The sequence below is a fragment of the Burkholderia sp. WP9 genome, assembly GCF_900104795.1.
Classification (GTDB): Bacteria; Pseudomonadota; Gammaproteobacteria; order Burkholderiales; family Burkholderiaceae; genus Paraburkholderia.
Genome location: NZ_FNTG01000001.1, coordinates 3,348,818 through 3,364,079 on the forward strand (window position 1 = coordinate 3,348,818; position 15,262 = coordinate 3,364,079).

Annotated in this window: 13 protein-coding genes and 1 tRNA gene; 4 read left to right on the top strand and 10 right to left on the bottom strand. The window is 56.0% G+C overall.

Features of this window, described 5'->3' with window-relative positions; genetic code table 11:
- Positions 1 to 1,328: 1,328 nt before the first annotated feature.
- From BLW71_RS14900 to BLW71_RS14915, 4 genes are all read left to right on the top strand, one after another.
- Positions 1,329 to 3,470 (top strand): ATP-dependent nuclease, encoded by a 2,142-nt coding sequence (locus BLW71_RS14900; RefSeq protein ID WP_091797091.1) that lies wholly within the window; start codon positions 1,329 to 1,331, stop codon positions 3,468 to 3,470.
- Positions 3,467 to 5,269 carry a UvrD-helicase domain-containing protein gene (locus tag BLW71_RS14905; protein WP_091797094.1) on the top strand — a complete coding sequence of 601 codons (1,803 nt, stop codon included), beginning with the start codon at positions 3,467 to 3,469 and terminating at the stop codon, positions 5,267 to 5,269. Before BLW71_RS14900 ends, BLW71_RS14905 begins: the two co-directional genes overlap by 4 nt.
- A 120-nt stretch (positions 5,270 to 5,389) precedes the next feature.
- Complete coding sequence (locus tag BLW71_RS14910) at positions 5,390 to 6,337, top strand: hypothetical protein (RefSeq protein WP_143048343.1); 948 nt, start codon at positions 5,390 to 5,392, stop codon at positions 6,335 to 6,337.
- A gap of 350 nt (positions 6,338 to 6,687) precedes the next feature.
- Complete coding sequence (locus BLW71_RS14915) at positions 6,688 to 7,359, top strand: hypothetical protein (protein WP_143048344.1); 672 nt, start codon at positions 6,688 to 6,690, stop codon at positions 7,357 to 7,359.
- A gap of 314 nt (positions 7,360 to 7,673) precedes the next feature.
- Here BLW71_RS14915 and BLW71_RS14920 read toward each other — a convergent pair whose 3' ends face one another.
- The 10 genes from BLW71_RS14920 to BLW71_RS14965 form a co-directional block, all read right to left on the bottom strand.
- The gene (locus BLW71_RS14920) at positions 7,674 to 8,348 is read right to left on the bottom strand and encodes a hypothetical protein (RefSeq protein WP_091797100.1); all 675 of its coding nucleotides are present in this window, start codon (positions 8,346 to 8,348) and stop codon (positions 7,674 to 7,676) included.
- A 332-nt stretch (positions 8,349 to 8,680) separates the two neighbouring features.
- The gene (locus BLW71_RS14925; RefSeq protein WP_091797101.1) at positions 8,681 to 10,171 is read right to left on the bottom strand and encodes an AAA family ATPase; all 1,491 of its coding nucleotides are present in this window, start codon (positions 10,169 to 10,171) and stop codon (positions 8,681 to 8,683) included.
- Positions 10,164 to 11,282, bottom strand: coding sequence for a hypothetical protein (locus BLW71_RS14930; protein WP_091797103.1), 1,119 nt, complete (start codon positions 11,280 to 11,282; stop codon positions 10,164 to 10,166). Before BLW71_RS14930 ends, BLW71_RS14925 begins: the two co-directional genes overlap by 8 nt.
- Positions 11,282 to 11,668, bottom strand: a complete 387-nt coding sequence (locus BLW71_RS14935) for a hypothetical protein (RefSeq protein WP_091797105.1) — start codon at positions 11,666 to 11,668, stop codon at positions 11,282 to 11,284. The genes BLW71_RS14930 and BLW71_RS14935 overlap by 1 nt, the downstream gene beginning before the upstream one ends.
- On the bottom strand, positions 11,665 to 11,919 hold the full coding sequence (locus BLW71_RS14940) for a hypothetical protein (protein WP_091797107.1): 255 nt from the start codon (positions 11,917 to 11,919) through the stop codon (positions 11,665 to 11,667). The genes BLW71_RS14935 and BLW71_RS14940 overlap by 4 nt, the downstream gene beginning before the upstream one ends.
- 138 nt (positions 11,920 to 12,057) lie before the next feature.
- Positions 12,058 to 13,122 (bottom strand): hypothetical protein, encoded by a 1,065-nt coding sequence (locus BLW71_RS14945; RefSeq protein ID WP_091797109.1) that lies wholly within the window; start codon positions 13,120 to 13,122, stop codon positions 12,058 to 12,060.
- Positions 13,123 to 13,265: 143 nt separating this feature from the next.
- Positions 13,266 to 13,341 (bottom strand) — tRNA-Ala (locus BLW71_RS14950).
- Positions 13,342 to 13,405: 64 nt separating this feature from the next.
- Positions 13,406 to 13,756, bottom strand: a complete 351-nt coding sequence (locus BLW71_RS14955; protein WP_091797111.1) for a c-type cytochrome — start codon at positions 13,754 to 13,756, stop codon at positions 13,406 to 13,408.
- Positions 13,753 to 14,547: a BON domain-containing protein gene (locus BLW71_RS14960; protein WP_091797113.1), complete on the bottom strand. Its 795-nt coding sequence runs from the start codon at positions 14,545 to 14,547 to the stop codon at positions 13,753 to 13,755. Before BLW71_RS14960 ends, BLW71_RS14955 begins: the two co-directional genes overlap by 4 nt.
- A 26-nt stretch (positions 14,548 to 14,573) precedes the next feature.
- A complete protein-coding gene (locus BLW71_RS14965) occupies positions 14,574 to 15,161 on the bottom strand; it encodes a phosphoheptose isomerase (RefSeq protein WP_091797115.1) in 588 nt (195 codons plus the stop codon).
- Between the last annotated feature and the right edge of the window lie 101 nt (positions 15,162 to 15,262).

Below are 15,262 nucleotides of genomic sequence, written 5' to 3' on the forward strand. Positions count from 1 at the left end.
GGGTCAATTTCGGTCTGCGAGACTAACGAGACGTTCCGCGCTTTCGGTCGAAGAACGTCATAGCAAACCGTTTGTCATCCCCCGCGCAATCTCGGCACCAGAATAGCGCTTGCCATGTTGTTCTCCATGAGGAGGGATTTTGGAGTCGAACCGCTGATCAGGCCGTCCGGCGTATCCGCCGCTTTAGCTGGCCAAGCTTACATCCATAAGCTGCGCCGCCCCCCCTGAACCCTATGACCAGCGGGGCTTCCAGCCATATAGAATAGCTTTCATGCGAGGACAGTTCGCTTCCGATCCCAAACCCCAAAACCTATCTTACCGAAAACGCTCAAGGCCTCCCGACAGCATCGTCCCGGGCCAACGACCGTCGGCATCCTGATCGGCAGCGGCAACGACACCGGCCACCGATGCTGGTCGGGCATTCAGCAAGACATCGAAGAACTTTTGGTACGCCCTGCATATCGTGAGCGCGGATACGGCTGTCAACTCGCCGACCTCGTTAGATCATTTTCCGAGTTTCAAGGAATGGAGTTCAGGTTTTGGATCGACCATGTGGACGCAAGCGCCGCATCATCTCCTACGGCCACCCAGATCATTCGAAGGCTAGGATTGAGCATGCAAACAGCATCCGATCATCCTTGGGCCGCATCTTTTGCAACGTGACAAAATCTGCACATTCTCCTGCCTCATGGTGTCGGTAGGGTTTTGCAGAAACTCGCAGTTGCCTGCGGGCGCCCTTTGCATTGTGGAAGCGGTCATTCGAGTGCGGTGGTCCGGGTGACAGCAACGGGTCGAGGATGTGCGAAAACGGGTGTTGATATGAAGCTCTAAAAAAATCACCCCTTCAGGTCGCGCTGTATCGGCTCGGCAGCGACTTGCAGTAACTTGGGAAGCGTAAAGCGACACCCGAAAACTGAGTGCTTTTGCGTTTTCACACGAGCTCGGTCGGCTTCGGCCGACCGCATCAGGCAGTAGTCAGGCCAGAAGTAGACCCTCGACGATTCAGATGGGAGCGGACATCGCAGTGTGGCCAGGAGTTTTGCTCCGCCGAGCCGGTGTACGCGACGCCATAAAGCGCTAACAGCGGCTATCGCCGGCGGTCGCTAAGCTCATTCCAAATGCTTACCAAGCGCAGGCAAAGTGAGAAGGCTGCGTAGCTCCTGGCTATCGTCACTAGGCGTGATTCATGTGCCCGACTGAGGGCTCTGCTCCGGTGACCACAGGATCTCGGCTGCCGCACCGCCGGTTGTTGCCAACATCAGTGAGCGTTCTCGCCGGAGTCTGTGATAATTTGTTAGCCCGCGCGGCATAAGAAATCGAGGGCACTTGTGCATATTTCCAAGCTAACACTCATAAATTATCGAAATTTCGCTAACGCCACGCTGCGTTTCAGCAAAGGCGTCAATACGATCATTGGCGAAAACGGTGCGGGAAAGACCAATGTATTAAGAGCGATCAGACTCATGCTGGACGACAACATGGTCCGAGCTTCATACAAACTCAATGAGTCGGACTTCTTTCGGGGACTTGGTTCCTGGCGCGGTCACTGGATCTTCATCAGCGTTGAGTTTGAGGAGATCAGCGCAGATGAGGCCATTCAGGCGCTTTTTGTACATGGTACAGGGGTTGGAGAGGCTGGCGGAGTGCTAAGGCGAGCAACATACAACCTGATATTCCGCCCGAATAAGCAAATCAGAATGAATCTTGCAGCACTCGCGGACTTTGACGTTGCCGGGATGAACGCGATTCTTGATCGGGTTACGATCGATGACTACGAAACGCAATTCACGGGAAAGAGCGTTGCGGATTTTGGAGATCCGGCGGTCTACCGGCGCATCGTAGGAGACTTTGAAAACGCTATCTTTAGCGATGAAGTTGAGTTTCCGGAACTAGGTGCTCGCATTCCAGGTACGCTGTCAGTCACCAAGGAGGTGTCATTCACCTTCATTCAGGCGCTCCGCGACGTGGTATCTGAGTTCCATAATAACCGGACCAATCCCCTTCTCACACTGCTAAAGAGCAAGAGCGGACAGATTGACCCTGTGCAGTTTCAGCCAATCGTAGACCGCGCGCGGCAACTGAACAGAGAAATTGAGAACTTGAACGATGTGCGAACTGTTCGCTCCGACATCGTCGAGACGATCCATGGAGCTGCTGGGCAGACCTATTCTCCGTCCTTGCTGGCAATTAAGTCTGATCTTCCGGATGAAGCAGATTTGTTGTTCCAGTCACTTAAGCTCTTCGTCGGCGAGTTCGATGCGGCCCATGAGGGCGGCATCCAAGAGCTCAGCCTTGGGGGCGCCAATCTGATTTTCCTGACGCTGAAGCTTCTGGAGTTTAAGTACCAGCACGAACGTCAAGCGCTTGCGAATTTTCTGCTTATCGAGGAGCCAGAGGCACACCTGCATACGCACGTCCAGAAGACGTTGTTCGATCGAATCGGATACGCCGGGGCACAGATTATCTACTCGACGCACTCGACGCACATCTCCGAGGTGAGCAACATCCAGAACGTCAACATCTTGGGGCGAAACGGGACTGGTTGTGAGGCGTTCCAGCCGTCTGCAGGGCTTGCCCCCGACCAGGTGGGCAACCTCCAGCGCTACCTCGATGCCGTTCGCAGCAATCTGCTCTTCGCAAAGAGCGTGCTTCTGGTGGAGGGCGACGCCGAAGAGATCCTCATCCCATTTATGGTGAAGAAGGTTCTCGGCGTAAGCCTGGACGAGCTGGGAGTCAGTCTGGTCAATATCGGCAGCACCGGTTTCGCCAACGTCTCTGTGCTGTTCCACGAGACCAGAGTCCGCCGACGTTGCTCGATCATCACGGACCTAGACGCGGCATTTATGAACCCGGCCCCCCTACCGGGCGACGATCCCGAGACGTTGAAGTTCAAGAGCAAACTGCTCGGAGCCCAAACGTCCGGAGCGGCTCGCAAAGTCGTACTTGATGCGCAGGCCGCTGGCAATGCGTGGCTTCGGCCCTTCTATGCCTCCAATACGTTCGAAGTTGACTTCGTGGCATGCGGCAATGCGGAGACGGTGGTCGCATCAGTTAACGATGTCTATACGCAGCCCGCAACGCGCGCTCAGGCCATAGCTGAGTTGAACTCGGGCGATCCCGCTCAATTCGGGAGGCGAGTGCTCACCATGGCCAACTATGAAGGCAAGGGTTGGTTCGCCATTCTTCTGGGCAAGCGGATAGATCACAGGATCGTAGTTCCACCCTACATTCGGCAGGCGATCATCTTTGCCCACGGCACGTTCTCGACTGAGCTGATCTTCAGCATACTGAAGCATAGAGTGACGGTGAACAATCCGGGCGGAGCCGCCATACCCCCAGCGCTGCAACGCTATTGGGAACGCCTGCTTGAGTATCGCGCAGGCCGAGTTGATTTCAACACTATCAGGGCGGAGGCAGTTGTTGGGCTCCCCGGCGATCAGATTCTTGCATTTCTGGGAGATCTCCCGTGACGTTCGTCTGGACTCGGACCGAGCTGAACGATGAACAGTCGGAGGCTGTACGCGAAGAGAACAGCGTTTTCTTGGTTGCCTGCCCCGGCAGTGGAAAGACCAGAACGCTTACCTACAAGATCGCCTATGAGCTGTCACGCCTGCGGACCAGGCGGCAGTTCGTCGTCGCTCTCACCTATACGCACCGAGCGGCCGACGAAATCCATGAGCGTATCGAGGGGCTTGGCGTCGACACTTCGCAGCTATGGATAGGAACGATTCATTCCTTTTGCCTGGAATGGATACTGAAGCCCTACGGCATCTACGAGCCTGCGTTAGCGCGTGGCTTCCGAATCATGGACAGCCATGAGCAGGAAAAACTACTAGAAGAATTGTGCAGAACGCGGCGAGGAATCACTTACTGGGACTGTGAATACTATTTCACCGACCAGGGGTACGTTCTGGCGTGCAGGGATCAAAGCAAACACGAACGTCTTCATGCCATCTTTGCTCTGTATTTCCGCCATCTCGCGGACAACAGGCAAATTGACTTTGAGCAGATGCTCTTCTATGCGTCGCGCCTGATCCAAAGTCAACCTCAGATCGCGAGAGTCCTGGCTAACATCTTCCCGTGGATGCTGATTGACGAATACCAGGACACGAAGAGAATTCAATACGAGGTCGTTTCCGCCATCGTGAGGGTCGGAGCTGAGCGAACAAAATTGTTTGTTGTGGGCGATCCCAACCAGGCGATATTTGGCTCGCTTGGTGGTTTCGCGATGCCGGTTGCCGAACTTCGGCAGCTTTGTGGTATCCGGCTGGAAGAGCGTGCACTGTCAGAAAACTATCGCTCCACGGATCGGCTGATCAGGTATTTCTCGAACTTCACGGTTCAGGCGACCGGCATTCGCGGAGCCGCGTCCGACCGAGCGTTCCCCAGCAGCATCAGCTACAACATCGATGTGGAGCGAGCCCAGCTGGAGGCCGAGCTTGTGAGACTTATCAGGCTTAGCACTGCCCAAGGGTTTTCTGCGGATCAGATCTGTGTACTGGCGCCGTGGTGGATTCTGTTGGCGGGAGTGACGCGTCGACTTGCAAGCGCTTTGCCAGAGTACCAGTTCGACGGCCCGGGCATGGTCCCGTTCAGCCGCGATCAGGAAAACTTCTGGTATCGGTTGTCGCGGATCGCGCTGACGGAGGCGTCCCCCGCGCAGCATGTGCGGCGGCTGCGTTGGGCGGCAGAGGTGATCAGAGACCTAGGCAATGAAGGCATCGACACTCGGGATCTGTCTATTAAGCGGCTTCTTCGGGAGAGCAACTCCATCCAACTGAATCAGCCTGATGGGCTGCTGTATCTCAGAGAGTTCTTTTCTTCGTTCATGGATCGCCTCGAGGTTGACTGGCAATCACACCCATTGCTTTCGGAACATCATCAAGCCTTCTTTGACAGTTCGGCCGCGAAGATTGATCGGCTACGCAGGGAGGGTGCCGCGTATATCGGCGGAATTGACTTCTTCCGCAAAGTGTTCCAGCACCGAAGCGGCATCACCGTCAACACCATCCATGGCGTCAAGGGTGCGGAGTTCGACGTAGTGATAGCGTTCGGCCTACTGCAGGGAATGGTTCCACATTTCAGCGAAGAAGCAGAGGCAGATGGAGGCATCAACAGCGCCAAGAAGTTGCTCTACGTTGTTGGCTCTCGGGCGCGCAAACATCTTTATCTGATCTCAGAGCGGCAACGCATGAGGGGCGGAGGGCGAGGCCCGTACGCGGCAACGGACGCGCTCGCTGCATGTGTGTTCGATTACGACGTCGTGTAGCTCAACGCTGTCATAAGTGCCAGTAAGAGCTTTCTTAAGAATATCGGCTATCGCGCCGTTATCTGTTTCAAGTGAACTGTGACTACTGAGGGAAGGATGGCGCGCGGAGAAGCATATTGCGTGGAACTTGGAGCCGACATTTCGTTGCAGGAGGCTCATACCCGGTTCTTCGAGCAACCGGAGGCGAAGAGAAAGCGGTTCACTTTCATGTGCGGAGACCCCAAGTGCCGGGCTATCGCGCGCCCCAAAGTCGTGGGCGCCGTCTACGATCGCCCCGATGCGTTCGATGCGGAAGCGATCGAGAGCGGCCGGCATCGAGCACCGTACTTTCGCAGCCATGTTCGGTTTCCGCATATTGACGATTGCACATGGCATGAATCGCCGTCGAAGGATGAGCCGGCGGACGATCCTGGGCAGGAAGATTCAGTCGTCAACGTCAGCGAATTGGGATTGATTTGGTTGCCGGAAGCTCGCAAACGGGCACCGAGGAAATTTGGAAGCGGGGACGATCACGATTCGGACGACGACGAAAGTGCGACCGATCACGATTCGAAACGGGCTGATTCTACGCGCTATCTAGCAACGGTTGGCATGAGCTATTTGACCATGACGGTCGACGAGCGCAAAAACATTCCACTGAAAATCGGCCGAGGTGGTGGCGCCAGCACGTTCTACAGTACGTGTTTGCCGATCACCGCACATCACCCGGCTTACCGGACCGAGCGGATCTATCATGGTCAAGCGTCGATCGCCGAGTTGGATAACGTGTTCGTGTTGACATTCCGGTGGAAATTCTCACCGGCTGGATCGAAAGCGACACGCGACACGATAGCAAAGGTCAAATTTTTAAAACGCACGCTTGACGAGGAAGATCGTCACCTTGGCGAGGTGCTAAACAAAGCGGTTACAAATCAAGAGTCGGTGTATTGCTTTGTGTACGTAACCGATCCGCCTGAACTCAGGACCTATGGCGACAAGCCGTGTGGCTGGTTGCAGCCTGCTAAGCGAGATCACATTTTTATCGTACCGGAATCGTTGATAACGAGGAAAGATTCAGAACAGACATGATGGCTCTCGCAAGGTTCGTCTTTACAACATGCACATTGCGTTCGCAACGCATCGATTTGCGGAGCTCACGTTGTGAACGCATCTTCCAACCGGCTGATTTTCGGTCGAGAACAACACCGTAACCCCGCGAGCATCGACAGCCAAGCCGCTTGTTGGCTCGGCCCGTGACACGCCATATTCAAGACCAGCGATACCTAAGCGAAATCTATGTCATGAAGTCATCTTTCTCAGAACTGTCTTACGCTTTCGCACTTACCGAAAACCTAGTGAACTCTCTAGGACTCCCTCTGCTAACTGCCCCGGCGTTTCCGTCGACTGCCGCAGAGGGAAAGAAAGGAGCAGGACATGACTTGAAGCTCACGATGCCAGGCATGAACTTATTCCTCCAATTCAAGCTGTCGCACTGCATGCGAAATGCATCGGCCAAAGAATTCACCTCAGGAAAGTTCTTAAAGTCAGTTGGAGGCAAAACGCAGCCGGTTTACCGAATGTATCTTCATCCCTTGAAATCATCACGTCAGACAAGCCTGATGCTAAAGCTGGAGAAACGCCACTGCTTCGTATATTACGTCGCACCTCTGTTCCACTTGCCTGTTGATCTCAGCAAGCACTTCTTTGCGAAGACCGTGGCCGAGGAAAGCCGTTTCCTGCGGCCGTCGGTGATTAAAAAGATGCCTGACAAAAACGAACACTTTGTTTCTTTCCGGAAAACCGGAAAGCCGTGGCGGTTCTCGAACGACCCGCTCGAGTTAGAGAACGCGGAGACCGTCGAGCAAGTTAAGTCGAGAATTCAAAATGAGCTTTCGCAAAAAATGCCAGCCGAAGAGAGAGTGAACATCTCGTTTGAACACATGCTGGAAGCACTCCTCGAAGAGGCTAATGAACAATGGCCAGGAGCAAGAGCGCTTCGCAGCGAAGTCGCTCGATTACGCAATCTCGATATGCCGTCGCTAGAAAAAGCTAGCTTTGTCGCTCGTAATTTCTTCGACATGGAGATGCTCACATTCGGCAGCCAAGGCTAAAGTCTGTCGTCCGTGTTTTCAGTCGGCCCAATGAGACTTGCGCCCTCATGTTTCGCGGCCGGCGTGGCTATGTCCTGCGCTTCCGGTCAACTACGCCCGGACACGCGTCGTCATGCTAGGCCGCCTAGCCTGACGACGATCAACGCTTCCGGTCGAAGAATCGAGCGCCGAACAGCTTATCGTTCTCGGTAAGACTCTCGGCACCTGATTGGCCTGACGTTTTATCGCGGACTGATCCGTCTATCTCTGGAACATCGCTCGCGTCCGCGGCTCCAGACCTACGGCGCCCGCCCATCCTGCTAAACTAAGCGGGGCTACTCAGCGCTAAATTTCCGAGTGCCGAACAGCTTGTCGTCCTCATCGCAATCGATAGGAACCTGCGTGACTTTGGCCATATACAGACCGATGAGCTTGCGTAATGCCTCACGCTTTTCCTCGTCATCACGGTGGACATAGCCGATGGCTACGCCCCACTTGTTTTTGTACGAATGAGCATAACGGTTTGCGTTATGGAAATCGCCCCATTGCGTAATGCGCTGCCACGCCATACCCAGTTCTTCACAGGCAGTCACGTGATCGCGTCTGCTAACGGATACGAATGCAACGATATGGATGTGATGCGAACCGCCATCCTCACCGCATTCCTGTCGCCAAATCAATCCGTGGATGTCATGCAGAATAGTGCGCTCATAGTCTTTGAGTGGTCTACCAATACTTCTACGATAACGCTCATAAGCATGGGCATCCTTTATGCGCTGGAATAGCGTATCGCGGAACTTCTGCATCGTTCTGAAGCCGACATCGTCGCGATGTCGCTCGTTGACGTTCAGGGTGTCGAAGAGGATCTGATAGCTCTTGCGTAGCTCGAACATGTCCTTTTCAAAATCAAGACCTTTGATTCCGCTTCTGGTAAAGCGTTGCTTCTTTCTTCTCTGAGTGTAGCTATCATCGCCTTTGTCGAACCAGTATTTCTTCGTGCTATCGAACATGATTGATCTCTTTGGTTGTTATGCCAACAGATCAAGTCGTACGATAGAAAATTACTTCTCAATGCAATGAATTCAATTCGATTTTCCTTGATGAATATAAATATGTTTTTAAAACCTATTACATAGAGACTGCAATTTCTGATGTGCCATGCTATTAACGAAGGAACGATGCCTGTCCCCCAGACCACCTTCGCAGCATCGAGAAATCACGCTATCTATGCTGGTTTTTTCTTCCTCTAGATATGCAACTGAAGATGAAAGAAAATGGCGCAGATTTCTTCGCGCCATTTTCATTCATGTTTTCCTGATGCCACGCCCAGCGAAGCGCCCAGTCATGAGCGGAATTCACCCTTGCGCATATAGCCCTCGAACATCCCCCGCGTCGAATTCTGGTCTGAGAGGTTCATCTCGTCCTGCCAGAAGTGGGCTGATTCCGCGGGATTACTGTCACCAGTGTCAGGCAGATTACGTTCTCCCGCCCAAAACTGTGTCGAATCCCCCGACTTTTCGTCTTGGTCGTGTTTTTCGACTTTTCCGCCTTTCTCGACTTCGGGAATGTCGTCGTCATAGCGGCCCTCATCGCGCGAACCACGCCGCTGGTAGCGGTTTCTCGGGTGATCAGACTCATCGCGACGACGTTCATAGCGAAGCTCGTGCCTATGGCGGTCGGAACGATCACGACGATCCTCATTGTGGCCATCATGCAAGCGGTCGTGAAGATTATCGAAATCAGCGCCCGGAAGCACCCAGTACCATGCGCCACGCGAGTACCCAGGCTCTTTCATCGACTTCCCACCCAGTTCCGCGAGTGCTTTGCGTAAATTCTCGGGGGTATAGCCTTGGGCCTGCCCACTGCTGATTGCCTCGTTAGCCTGCACAGGGCCGCCACGAAGCAGGTCACCCACGAACTCCAATTCAGCAATAAACTCGTCCTCGACGGCGGCAGCATTGGACTCGGCAGCACGGACAATGGCCTCAGGGTCCCCGACTAAATCTTGCGCATCCCACTTCAAAGCAGTCGCATCAGCGATGCCATTTTCCGCCTCAAGATGGACAGGGACGATCGTGAAGGCATGCCCGCCATCGGTGGGACCAAGGTTTGACTTGGCACGAACCAGCACACCACGAACGGGATTATCCCGAGACGTTCCTGTACCGGCGATCTTGCTGACGAACAGCACGACGCGAGACACGGCCAGGTAGGCAACGCTGCCATTGATGCGATCGGCCAACTTCTTCTTCGACGACGCTTTCGCCAGATGACGCACCCCAATGATAGCGAGGCCCTCCTGTTCAGCAAGCAGAATTAGGGGTTCGAGATATTTGCGCACGGCATCGTTATTGTTCGTGTTGCCGGAACCCGATGGCAGCGGATCGATGGCAATGACGCGAACATCGATCCCATCGGCGCGCAATCGCTTGATTTCGCTGACCAGCTCGGGCATGTCCGAGGGGCGGAAGTATCGTTTCTTGCCATGCTCTGCCATGCCCCGCAAAACCAGGACATTTTCCAGGTCGGCACCTGCGGCAATGAGGCGACCCATGACCGTTTCCTGAATGCTGTCTTCGCTCGTCCAGTACAGGCAAAACACTTTGGGCGCGCGAGTGCCATCGGGAAGCAACCCGCCTGTGGAGAACGCCACGAGCAAATCGGCCAGCAAGGTGGTTTTGCCGGAACCCGGCTCGCCGACCAGCAGGTGCAATTTGCCGATTGCAAGCCAGAATCGCCAAATCCAATCGACTGCCAGCAGCGCAATGTCGCTGGCGCGATCAATAATCGGACCGTTGCGTTTCGGGGGCGGCGTATAGGAGTCGTTATGCATGGCGATTCTCCTGGCTCTGTACGCCTGCCGAGGCTGGCTGAATGAGTGTGAAGGTCGGCAGCACTTCAGAACCCTTAGCGCGGACGTACTTCTCGCGCAAGGCGCGGCACTCTAGTTCGAGCAGGAGAGCGTCTTTTCTGGCGGTGTCGTGAGGCTCGATCAGACCAGCCCAGGAACATTGCGGCTCGCGCCGCTGGTGAACATGGCCATCACCATCGGTCACTTCGTCCCACAGGCGATCCACCTCGCTGGCGAGGTCTGCCGATGTGCGGCCATCTGCCAGCAAAACGGCACCGAGATAGAGGCCATGAACGCGCGAGAAATTGACCGTGATAACACCACCTCGAAATCGGGCCTTGATGGATTCCGCACGATCGAGCCCATTTTGCAGGGCATGCAAGTCCTCCTGGATCAACGCGATGCTGGGCCGGTGCAGTGTGTCAGGCTGGCGATGCACCTTTTCGCCCGACATTTCCTGCTGGAATAGCAGCTCGTTACCCTTCGCGCGCTCGTGCAGCGCATACGCGGCCGCTTTGTCTGCGGGGACGAATGGCCTGCGCAGGAGCGCAACCTTGTACGCGAGGACAGACTCGTCACTCGAAAATGCCGTTTCCACTGCATGCTTCACCCGCATCCCATCGGCGCTGCTCTTGCACTGCCATTGGATTGCGCGCGCGACGGCCTGGGTGCGCGCTCCTTCATGGCAAACCTGTTCGAACAGTTCGCGGTTAAACATGCCCATTTCTCCGCGATCGGCAATCGAGCTCACGAGTTGGCTGAAATGGCTCGGTAGCAATGTGCGCAAGAGAACGTCGATGACAGGGACATCCTCACGATCCGGACTTGGAAGACTCCGGCACAGCTTCAGGCGGCTGGTGAGGTCGTCCTGCTCATGGTCGCTAAATACCATGCGACGCCCATTGAAAATCTGTGCCGTAGTCTTGACTGCCGCGCGCAGGCTTCGGGAGTAATCGTCCCTAAACCAATGCGTGGTGCCATCGAGGCAATGAGCAATGCCGAAATCGATACCCGCTTGCTGGATGCAAATATCGTGTTTGCTTACGCTGGGCGAATTGTTCGCACCAGTGGCGCTTTCGTAGTTAGAAGCCATCACACCCCCTCGAACGCGTAGCGTTTACGAAAACGGGGTTCGTCACCCATCGGCACCTCAGTGCCCTTCAGCTCGCCAATCAGATTCCGCTCGACGCGAGCTTCCATGTATTCAATGATGTCGGCCAAAATCCAGCGACCATTCACTCCACTCCCCCAAACAGGGGTAGGAAACTTCGTGTCATGAAAATTCGGGTTGTTGGCACCGATTTTCTCGAGAATCCACCATTGAGGATAGCGCACCAAGAGTCCGACGATATTGATGTCAACAAAGGTGTTCACCGCGAAGGTGCCAAAGCGCGTCTCATCTATTTTTCCGTCCTGGATTGACAATTCCAGCGGCATGATCGAACGGGTGACCAAGTGGGATTTCGGCAGATCAATCATTTCGCCCCCTCATTGCCGTTCGTACCGACAGAGGTGTCGTTGGCTGCGATCGCGCCGTCGCGGCTGGTCACGATCACGTCAGGCCAGAGCAAGCGGCCATTGGCGAGCTTGGTGGGTACGATGCCCAGATATGCGCCAGTGATGTTGTAGCCCTTGCGAACCGTCTGAGGCTTGACAAGGTTGTTGCTGGCAAAGATTTTGGTGTCGACGCCGTGCGCCAATGGCGATGTGTTTTGAACTACGAAAGCCATGATGAACTCCGTTCTGGATCGACCAAGGCGTGGTCGCTACGCACCATCTGCGCGGAGCCACATGGCTCTGCGTTGATGACGGAACGGAGTGTGCGGGTGAAAAGTCGGCCCTTCAGAGTTAGAGACTGCTATGGTGCCTTATGGGGTCTTGTGAGAGGATTTGACCGCCTTCACTGCGCGTCCGAGGCTTTTTTCGAGCGAGCTTTTTTCGTAGACATTCGTCTTGCCTTCGCGGTTTCTAAATCGAATCTTTCCCTCTTCATTCACGCCGAGAAGAGGAGCCAGCTTCACCTCAGCCAGTTTAAGCAGCTCCTCCCACACCGAGTGAAAATTTTCCGGATCAACGGCTGCGTGTACGGCCCTGCCAATGGCAGAGGATATTTCCCCGCGAAACGGATATTCCGCAATTTGGTTTCTGACAGCCGTAGAAACAGGGTCATCCTTCTTGTCCGCGAGGTGCAGACGTTCCGGTAGCTCGTTGGTACCGTGCACATTCTGTGCTTCGTCAGGCGAACTGGACTGTTCCAACAATCGTTGCACGTCACCGCTGTCCACTCGCAGCATCTCGAGCCTCACAGCCTCCGCATCTGTTACCGAGGGATGCGCGAGAACCCACGCGACACCGTTGGCACGACGCTTCATTCGATCAGCCACCGCCGTAGCTTGATCTACTTGCTGCTGTTCTTGTTGCCACTCGGCCGTGTGACGCAGCGCCAGCTCCGGGCAGATGTAGCCACTGGGTTTCACCGACTGCTCGATCTTGATCTTCTTGATGTCGGCAGGAAGCAGACGCGCATACTCGCCATATTGCAGTCTCGCGCGGAACACTGGCTCAACACCGGCAATGCTACCCACTAAGCTCGTATGTGGAATGCCGCAATCGGTCACTGGCCATGCATACAGCCCTTCGAGCAAGATCGCCGCATAGATGTCAAGCTTTCCGGCTACCCCTTTGTCCAGCAACTCATCCGGCTTATACCCCAGTTGTTCAGCGACATCGACCAATGTTAGATAGACGCGCTCGGCTGGCGTATCTTTCTGCCGCAAGAGTGCAAAAGCCTCTTCCTGCCTCAACTTTTCTCGTTCTTTTTTTGCAGCCGATGCCTGGAGCCGAGCCTTTTCCCATCCGGCTCGGTCCACCCGTAGATCCAATTCACTTTGGCCAGGCTGTACTGAGTGGCTATTGTTTTCGAATACATCCATAACGACACCTTTCCAGCAGCAGAACATCAAAGCGGTAGATCGACGTGGATCTGGACGGTCCAAATCCGGTTACACAGCGGTTACACGACCCGTAGAAACACAAAAGGGTTACAGGCAAATCGCCTGTAACCCTTTGATATTCCTGGTGGAGAGGAGGAGGATCGAACTCCCGACCTTCGCATTGCGAACGCGACGCTCTCCCAGCTGAGCTACCCCCCCAACGTGCAAACAATTCTAGCACAGGCATTTTCCGTTTTGCCAAGCCGCACGAGGCAGCAAAACATCACCTGGATGGCGCCCCCCCGAGCACCCAATCCACCACCGCGCGGATGTCCGCGTCGCTCATCGATTGATGCGCGGGCATGGGAATCATGCCCCACACGCCGGAGCCGCCCTCCTTCACCTTGCGCGACAACTTCGCCGGCGCTTGCGCATCGCCCCTGTACTTTGCGGCGATCTGCTGGAACGACGGACCGACCAGTTTGCGGTCCACCGCATGACATCCCATGCAAGCATTGGAGTTGGCAACCCGTTGCCCACTTGGCGCATCCGCCGCTTGAGCAGCCGGTGCCGCAACGCCCGTCAGCGCGCCAAGCATCAGCGCGCTCACGGCAATGGCAACACCGCGCATCATGGCGTCGTCGCCTTCGGATTACCCGGATGCACCGAGCTTGAATTGCTGACCGGCGCGGGCGCCTGCTGCTCCAACGGCCGCGAACTCACCGACGAATCAGGAATAGCGCCCACGGTCGGCGCACTCGCGTCCGGTTGCGAAGCCGCCACCGGCGCCGTCCCCGCCGCCGCGGCTGCCGCCGCCGCTTCCTGCGGCTGAATGTACTGGAACACCTTCACGACCTGCACGACGCCCGGCACGCGACTCGCAACGTCCGCCCCACGATTGCCTTCGTCCATGGTGACGAGGCCCATCAGATACACCGAGCCACGCTCGGCGACCACCTTGAAGTTGTTCGCCGAAATGTTCTTCTCGGCGATCAGCGCGGTCTTCACACGCGTTTCGAGGTAAGTGTCATTCGTGCGCGACGAGAACGAACTCGCCGGCATGATCGTCAGTTCGTTGACGATCGTACTGACGTTGTTCAAGCCACGCACAATCGTCTCCGCGCGCTGCTTCGACACGTCCCCGGCAACTTCGCCCGTCAGCAGCACGCGGCGGTTGAACACCGCCACGTTGACGTGCGCGTTGTCGGGCAGGTTCTGGCTGATCTGCGAGAGCGCCTTCACCTGCAACTCGCGATCTTCGGTCTGCGCGCCGAGCGTGCGCCGGTCGGTCGCCACCAGCGCGCTGCCGCCCGCCGCGCCGGCGACGGCCAGAAAGCAACCCTGCAATGTTGCGGACAGCCCCGCCGCGAACCCAACCACCAGCACGGTTCTCACCAGTGTCTTCTTGACGCGGAATACGCTCATCAACTAGCTCTCCTTCGGAATCGGTCTCAGTCTTCGCCCAGCAACATGGCATCGATGCCGTCGCACAGACAATGGATGGTCAGCAAATGCACTTCCTGAATACGCGCGGTGCGATCGGACGGCACACACACGTGGATATCGGTGTCGCTCAACACTTCCTGCATGCGTCCGCCGCCCTTGCCGGTCAGCGCGACGACGATCATTTCGCGCTCGTGCGCGGCCTCGATCGCGGCGAGCACGTTGGCGGAATTGCCCGACGTGGTGATCGCCAGCAGTACGTCGCCCGGCTGGCCGAGCGCCCAGACCTGCTTCGAGAAAATCTGTTCAAACGAATAGTCGTTGGCGATGGCTGTCAGCACCGACGTGTCGGTGCTCAGCGCGATCGCCGGCAAGCCTGGCCGCTCGCGCTCGAAGCGGCCGATCAGTTCGGCGGCGAAGTGTTGCGCGTCGGCCGCCGATCCGCCGTTGCCGCACGCAAGAATGCGATTGCCGTTGGCAAGTGCGGCGAACATCGTGTCGATCGCGACGGCGATCGGCATCGACAGGGTTTCGAGGGCTTCGAGTTTGACTGCCGCGCTGTCGCGGAAGTGTTGTTGAATACGTTCGACTGACATCGAGTCTCTATTTTCTACCGCGAGTGGACCGCAGTGCGCGGCCGTGTTGTGAAGTCGTATGGCGAAGTCGTGCCGCTCCGATAAACCCGGCCGGCAACGCA

Bases quoted from the DNA above. Each gene is read 5' to 3' on its own strand.
- BLW71_RS14920 (WP_091797100.1), bottom strand. From the start codon at position 8,348: ATGTTCGATAGCACGAAGAAATACTGGTTCGACAAAGGCGATGATAGC.
- BLW71_RS14925 (WP_091797101.1), bottom strand. From the start codon at position 10,171: ATGCATAACGACTCCTATACGCCGCCCCCGAAACGCAACGGTCCGATT.
- BLW71_RS14930 (WP_091797103.1), bottom strand. From the start codon at position 11,282: ATGGCTTCTAACTACGAAAGCGCCACTGGTGCGAACAATTCGCCCAGC.
- BLW71_RS14935 (WP_091797105.1), bottom strand. From the start codon at position 11,668: ATGATTGATCTGCCGAAATCCCACTTGGTCACCCGTTCGATCATGCCG.
- BLW71_RS14940 (WP_091797107.1), bottom strand. From the start codon at position 11,919: ATGGCTTTCGTAGTTCAAAACACATCGCCATTGGCGCACGGCGTCGAC.
- BLW71_RS14945 (WP_091797109.1), bottom strand. From the start codon at position 13,122: ATGGATGTATTCGAAAACAATAGCCACTCAGTACAGCCTGGCCAAAGT.
- BLW71_RS14955 (WP_091797111.1), bottom strand. From the start codon at position 13,756: ATGATGCGCGGTGTTGCCATTGCCGTGAGCGCGCTGATGCTTGGCGCG.
- BLW71_RS14960 (WP_091797113.1), bottom strand. From the start codon at position 14,547: ATGAGCGTATTCCGCGTCAAGAAGACACTGGTGAGAACCGTGCTGGTG.
- BLW71_RS14965 (WP_091797115.1), bottom strand. From the start codon at position 15,161: ATGTCAGTCGAACGTATTCAACAACACTTCCGCGACAGCGCGGCAGTC.